Annotated in this window: 6 protein-coding genes; 3 read left to right on the top strand and 3 right to left on the bottom strand. The window is 60.7% G+C overall.

Going from position 1 to position 5990, the window contains the following annotated elements:
• Positions 1–198: 198 nt before the first annotated feature.
• Positions 199–435, bottom strand: coding sequence for a hypothetical protein (locus ABWU19_RS14010; protein ID WP_027876461.1), 237 nt, complete (start codon positions 433–435; stop codon positions 199–201).
• Between the two features lie 153 nt (positions 436–588).
• Between ABWU19_RS14010 and recO the strand changes: the two genes are divergently transcribed.
• The 3 genes from recO to ABWU19_RS14025 are packed head-to-tail and all read left to right on the top strand — an operon-like array spanning position 589 to position 4489.
• A complete protein-coding gene (gene recO, locus ABWU19_RS14015) occupies positions 589–1287 on the top strand; it encodes a DNA repair protein RecO (RefSeq protein ID WP_435902279.1) in 699 nt (232 codons plus the stop codon).
• A 2-nt stretch (positions 1288–1289) separates the two neighbouring features.
• Complete coding sequence (locus tag ABWU19_RS14020) at positions 1290–2783, top strand: SpoIID/LytB domain-containing protein (RefSeq protein WP_435902280.1); 1494 nt, start codon at positions 1290–1292, stop codon at positions 2781–2783.
• Positions 2784–2833: 50 nt separating this feature from the next.
• The gene (locus tag ABWU19_RS14025) at positions 2834–4489 is read left to right on the top strand and encodes an acyl-CoA mutase large subunit family protein (RefSeq protein WP_435902281.1); all 1656 of its coding nucleotides are present in this window, start codon (positions 2834–2836) and stop codon (positions 4487–4489) included.
• Between the two features lie 200 nt (positions 4490–4689).
• On the opposite strand, the gene ABWU19_RS14030 is transcribed toward ABWU19_RS14025, so the two are convergent.
• Positions 4690–5226 (bottom strand): phosphoribosyltransferase family protein, encoded by a 537-nt coding sequence (locus ABWU19_RS14030; RefSeq protein ID WP_435902282.1) that lies wholly within the window; start codon positions 5224–5226, stop codon positions 4690–4692.
• A gap of 120 nt (positions 5227–5346) precedes the next feature.
• Positions 5347–5889, bottom strand: a complete 543-nt coding sequence (locus tag ABWU19_RS14035; RefSeq protein ID WP_435902283.1) for a phosphoribosyltransferase family protein — start codon at positions 5887–5889, stop codon at positions 5347–5349.
• Positions 5890–5990: the final 101 nt, after the last annotated feature.

Here is a 5990-nt window from a genome sequence, read left to right on the forward strand (position 1 = left end):
TCGCATAACTCACCCCCGTCCCTTATTTTCCACTGGGTGTCAAGTCCTTTTCCGAATTGGCGTATCAAAGACATTTCTTCATACCGGGTTTGGGCGGGCTGTCGCCGCTGTAGGAAGCCAGTATTACCCTCATCCGCCGCAAACAAAAACCGGCAGGGTCAGGACAGCCCTGCCGATGGATAATCCGGCGCGGTGGTTCTAGGCGGTTTTGGGTTTTTGCACGAAGCGCAGTACAAAATAGACCACCGCAGCCACAATCAGCACCGGAACCAGCACGCGCAACAGTGCCCAGATAAGGCCGGCCAGCCCCTTGAGAAGGGCACCCAGGAACGTAAAGAGCCAGCCCCCCACCCACAGCACCACCAGTACCGCTACGGCAATCAAGAGGCCCAACACCACCCACTCGAGGATGTCCTGCAGCGAACGCTCGTTCATAAAATTCAGGATAGCACAACGCCCCCGGGATTCATCCCCCTTTCGGATGAATCCGCAGCGGGTAAATACCCGCTGCCAAAACCCTGGGCAAAGCAGGTAGTCCTCGTTGCAGCGAAACTGGACTTGTCCAAATTGGCGCCATGCTCGCGTACCATGAGGGTAGTGGAGCGTTATCGGCTAAGCGAAGGGCTGGTGGTGGGGCGCAAATCGCTTCCAGCCGGCGACGTGATCCTCTCGTTCGTGGGGCCACAAGGGGCAGCCCAGGCCATCGCCCGCAAGGCCCTGCGACCCACCGGGCGCAGCGGCAGGCTCTCGCTTTTTCATCACCTCCGGTACCAGGTCTACCAGAAACCCGGCAACGACCTGCCCACCCTCACCCAGGTTGAGCTGGTGGGGCGGCTCGAGGGGCTGGAAGCCCCCGGACGCTTTCCTTATGCCAGTTACCTGGCCGAACTGGCCTTTCGCCTTGCCTCGCCCGAGGTTGCAGGTAGAATCTGGCCCCTGCTCACCTCGGGCCTGAAGGGAATAGCCAAGCACCCAAACCCCCAGATCGCTTTTCTGTGGGCCAGTTGGCGGGTGCTTAAAGCCGCCGGCCTAGCCCCAAACCTAGGCGGCACGGGGGTCTACCTGCTGGACGGCGAGCGGGTGGAACAAGGCGGGGTTTATCTGGGGCCAGGCGGGATGGAAGCCTTGGCCGCCATCCTGCAGCTACCCGGCAGCGAGGCCATTGCACGCCTGGAAGCAGGCCCACCCCTGGATCGCTTGCAAAAAGCCCTGCTGGCGCATGTGCGCTATGTCGTAGGTGAGCCTGGCTCAGCCCAGCTGCTGGCTTTTTCTCATGCCAGGGAGTAAAAATGACCAAGATGCAATGGGCGCTGGTGTTGGTTTCTACCCTGGGCGTGGGTTTGCTGGCGACTTCCCGGCCACAAAACCCACCCCAGCCCGCCCAACCCAGCAAGCAGCACATCCGGGTGCTGCTGTCCCATCGGCAAGGCGCAGAGACATTCGAGGGGCGGTACCTTTTCCCGGAGCTATCGCTTTTGCCCCTGGGCGGCAGTGTGCAGCTTCTTAGTGGAGAGCGGGGCGAAAACCTTCGACCCGTGGTGAGCCTATTTGCCGGGAAGCCCCTGGCCTTCAAGCTGCAAAATGGCAGCCTGGTGGCTAATTTTGAGGGCCTGTCGTTTGCCCTGGACAGCTTGGTTTTGCTCAAGCCAGCCGACCCAGCCCAGCCTGTGCGCTACCGCCTGCTCAACACCCCCCGGCAAAGCCCACTCGAGTACCCCGGCGAGCTATGGCTGGAAAACCGCGGCAACGGGCTTTTGCTCATCAATAGGGTCGATTTTCAGGACTACCTCAAGCGGGTACTGCCCAGCGAGATGCCCGCCAGCTTCCACCCCGAGGCCCTAAAAGCCCAGGCCGTAGCGGCCCGCACCTATGCCTTTGCCAGGCAACAGGCTGAGACTTTCTGGAAACAGTTTGGGGCCGACGTAGACGACTCGGTAAGCGAGCAGGCCTATAACCACACCCGCACCCATCCCGCCACCGACGCCGCAGTAGAAGCCACCCAAAACCAAATTCTGACCTTTGCAGGCACCCCCATTCAGAGCTTTTTCTTTTCCACCAGTCCCGGCGCAACCGCCAGCATCGAGGAAGTCTGGATGGATCGGCCTGCCGCACCCTACCTGAAAGCGCGGGCTCTGAGCAATTCCCTTAGCGTTTCGATCCGCAGTGAGGCCGAAGCGCTGGCCTTTTTTCAGAGCTGGAACCCCCAAGGCTTTTACGAGGCCGAATCCCCCTTCTGGCGGTGGAAGCTGAGCCTTAGCCGCGAGGAGCTCGAGGCCCTCCTGAGCCGCACCCTCCCCGAGAGGGCCCAGAGCGCCCCGGCCTTCGTGCAAACCCCTGAAGGCCCCCTTTCGCCGGACGCACCGGGGTTTTTGCTGGGCACCTTGCAGCAGCTCCGGGTCATCACCCGAACCAGCAGTGGCTATGTCAGCGAGCTGGAAATCCAGAGCTCTACCGGACGCTACCGGGTTCGGCGCGAGTCCAACATCCGCAGCCTGCTGCGCCCGGACAAGGCCTTCACCGGCGGTGGCGATGTGGTGCTGGAACTCTGGCGAGGTGAGCCCCGTCTGAACTTCCCCAGCCTGCCCAGCACGGCTTTTGCCCTGCAAGAGGAGCGCGATACCCTGGGCAATCTGAAGCGTCTTACGTTCTGGGGCGGGGGTTTTGGGCACGGGGTGGGAATGAGTCAGTATGGCGCGCTGGGCCTGGCCCGGCGGGGGTACCGCTACCGCGAGATCCTCGAGCACTTTTACCCCGGCACCCTGTTGAGTCCGGTGCGGCCCTGAATCTAACGGAATGGCAATCCACTGCCACAAATGCGTTATATAATTGCGCCATGTCACAGCCCAGACCCAAGCACGCCTGGATGCGCGAAACCTACCAAAAGTCGCTGGCCAAGATGCCCGAGCGTACGGTCGCCCACAAGACCCTCTCGGACATTTCCCCCGAGCCGCTGTATACCCCCGAAGACCTGAGGGACTTCAACTACGCGGAAAAGCTGGGGTATCCCGGTGAGTACCCCTACACCCGCGGGGTGTATGGCTCAATGTACCGCAGCCGCCTGTGGACGATGCGGATGTTTGCTGGGTTTGGCACCGCCGAACAGACCAACGAGCGCTTCAAAAAGCTGCTGGCCGCTGGGCAGAACGGACTTTCCACCGCCTTCGACCTGCCCACCCTGATGGGCTACGACTCCGACCACCCGCTTTCCAGGGGCGAGGTGGGCAAGTGCGGGGTAGCGGTCTCTAGCCTGGCTGACATGGAGCTTCTCTTCGAAGGCATCAACCTCGAGCAGGTCACCACCTCCATGACCATCAACTCCCCGGCCAACGCCATCTGGGCCATGTACCTGGCCGCTGCCAAGAAAAAGGGCTACGACTGGAATAAGCTGGGCGGCACCATACAAAACGACATCCTGAAGGAATTTATCGCCCAAAAAGAGTTCATCTTCCCCCCTGAGCCCTCCACCAAGCTGGTCATAGACACCTTTGAGTGGGGGCCCAAAAACGTGCCCAGGTGGAACTTCATCTCGGTATCGGGGTATCACATCCGCGAGGCGGGCTCCACCGCCGTACAGGAGCTGGCCTACACCCTGGCCGACGGCTTCGAATACGTGGAGTGGGCCTTAAAGCGGGGTCTGGATGTGGACGAGTTCGCCCCCCGCATATCCTTTTTCTTCAACGCCCACAACGACTTCTTCGAGGAGATCTGCAAGTTTCGGGCCGCCCGACGCATCTGGGCTAAAGAGATGCGGCAGCGCTACGGGGCCAAAAACCCCCAGAGCTGGATGCTCCGCACCCATGCCCAGACCGCTGGGGTCTCGCTCACCGCGCAGCAGCCCCTCATCAATATCGCTCGAGTGGCTATTCAGGCCCTGGCCGCGGTGCTGGGCGGCACCAACAGCCTGCACACCGACGCCTACGACGAGGCCCTGGCCCTGCCCACCGAGGAATCGGCCAAGATTGCCTTGCGCACCCAGCAGATTATCGCCTACGAGTCGGGCGTAACCCACACCGCCGACCCCCTGGGCGGCAGCTACTACGTGGAGTGGCTCACCGACCAGATGGAAACCCAGGCCATGCAGATTATCGAGGAGATCCGGCGCATGGGCGGGGTGGTACGGGCCATCGAAGAAGGCTACTTCCTGCGCGAGATTGCCGATGCCAGCTACCGCTTCCAGCAAGAGGTGGAGCGGGGTGAGCGGATTATCGTGGGGGTAAACGCCTTCCAGGACGAAGGGCTCAATGTGCCCATCCAGCTTATCGACCCTGAGGTGGAGCGCGTACAGGCCGAGCGGTTGGCCCAGGTGCGGCGCGAACGCAACCCCGAGGCTGTACAACGGGCTTTAGAGGCCCTGCGGCAGGCCGCCAGGGAGGGGCGCAACACCATGCCCTACTTCGTCGACTGTGCCCTGGCCTACTGCACCCTGGGCGAGATGATGGACGAGCTCAGGGCCGTCTACGGGGTCTACGAGGAACCTGTGCTGGTGTGATACCGGGCTTGGGTGAACAGTCTCCTATAGCGGTGACTGTTCACCCCGACCGATGGGACGATCCCCTCTGGGACGGAGTGTACGACGTGACTTTGCATGTCGCTTTTTAGAGCCCTTTTCATAGTCCTTGAGCCCGTCAGCAACATTACCACTGCGTCTTAGCAATTCAAGTTGTGAGCGGCTCAATAGTGAAGAGTGCTCTAAGCCGTCTGCAGGATAGGTATCTCCGAAAGGAAGGTGATGGGCAGTTTGCTGTTGCCCTGGTGAAAAGCAGCCAGGCGGGCCACCACATTGGCCCCAGCTTTTTTGGCCACCTTTTCCAGGGCCATCATGGTGCCCCCTGAGGAGACCACATCGAAGACCAGGGCCACGTTCTGGCCCATCAGCTTCTCGGCCATGCGGCTATCCAGCCAGAGGGTTTCGCTCACCCCAAGGGTAAGCGACTCCACTTCCTGAATGATGGGGTCCTGCATGTACGGGCGGCGCTTGCGCCGCACCACCACATAGGGTTTGCCGCAAAGGGCGCTCATGGCGTGGGCCAGCACAATGGGAGAGGTCTCGAGGGTCAGCAGGGCATCGGTCTCGGGGGGCAGGTGCTTGACCAGCCCTTCAGCGGCTGCCTGCACCAGTTCCACATCGCCCATAATTTCGATCAGGGGGATGTGCACACCGGGCAGGGTCTCGACCACCGGCACATGGCGGGTAATTTTACCTATCGTGATGGGGTAGGTTTCCATATTGGGCTCTCTTTCTTACACCAAGGTCATAGCTTATTTAGGCTCCATGAGTATAGGTGTGAACTGAGCATACCAAAGGTTATCTGTGCCTCGATGAACAAGGCCGTTTTTCGGCAAGCATCAAGCTGGCTTGAACAGTGGTAGGTGCCCCAGGGCGATTACGTCTTCACGGGGGGAACCCTCGGTGAACACGGCCATTACCGCGGCCACCTGTCCTCCCACATCGGTAATCAGGTCAGAAAGGCCTTTGAGGGTACTGCCCGTCGAGACCACATCGTCTACAATGGCCACCTTTTTGCCTTTGATAAGGGGCACGTCGGTTCCGTCCAGCACCAGAAGCTGGGGCTTGCCAGTGGTAATGGAAATTACCGTGCGCGAGACCGGGCTAATCATGTAGGGTTTCTCGGTCTTACGGGCCACCACATAGGGCTTTCCGGTGAGGCGCGAGAGTGCGTGGGCCAGTGGCACCGCTTTGACCTCCGGCGTAACCAGGGTATCTACATCGGCAGGCATCCGCTTGGCCAGCTCGGCCGCCGCCTGCTCGACCACCTCGGTATCGCCCAGCATGTTAAACAAGGCCACCGCCACATCGGGGCCCACCTGCACTACCGGTAGCTCACGACGAACCCCGGCCACTTCCACAACATAGGTTTTCACGGTCATAGTTTATAGGGTTATTTGAGATTGGCAAGCCTTGTGCATGACCAGGCTTTTATCATATACATCCACTAAGCCAGCGATAGAGGGGCATGGGATTGGTGGAG

Origin of the sequence: Meiothermus cerbereus (assembly GCF_051297115.1) — a bacterium.
GTDB classification, from domain to species: domain Bacteria; phylum Deinococcota; class Deinococci; order Deinococcales; family Thermaceae; genus Meiothermus; species Meiothermus cerbereus_A.

What these genes read in the sequence shown, in the direction of transcription:
- ABWU19_RS14030 (WP_435902282.1), bottom strand. Translation starts at nt 5,226, where the DNA reads ATGGAAACCTACCCCATCACGATAGGTAAAATTACCCGCCATGTGCCG.
- ABWU19_RS14010 (WP_027876461.1), bottom strand. Translation starts at nt 435, where the DNA reads ATGAACGAGCGTTCGCTGCAGGACATCCTCGAGTGGGTGGTGTTGGGC.
- ABWU19_RS14035 (WP_435902283.1), bottom strand. Translation starts at nt 5,889, where the DNA reads ATGACCGTGAAAACCTATGTTGTGGAAGTGGCCGGGGTTCGTCGTGAG.
- ABWU19_RS14020 (WP_435902280.1), top strand. Translation starts at nt 1,290, where the DNA reads ATGACCAAGATGCAATGGGCGCTGGTGTTGGTTTCTACCCTGGGCGTG.
- ABWU19_RS14025 (WP_435902281.1), top strand. Translation starts at nt 2,834, where the DNA reads ATGTCACAGCCCAGACCCAAGCACGCCTGGATGCGCGAAACCTACCAA.
- recO (WP_435902279.1), top strand. Translation starts at nt 589, where the DNA reads ATGAGGGTAGTGGAGCGTTATCGGCTAAGCGAAGGGCTGGTGGTGGGG.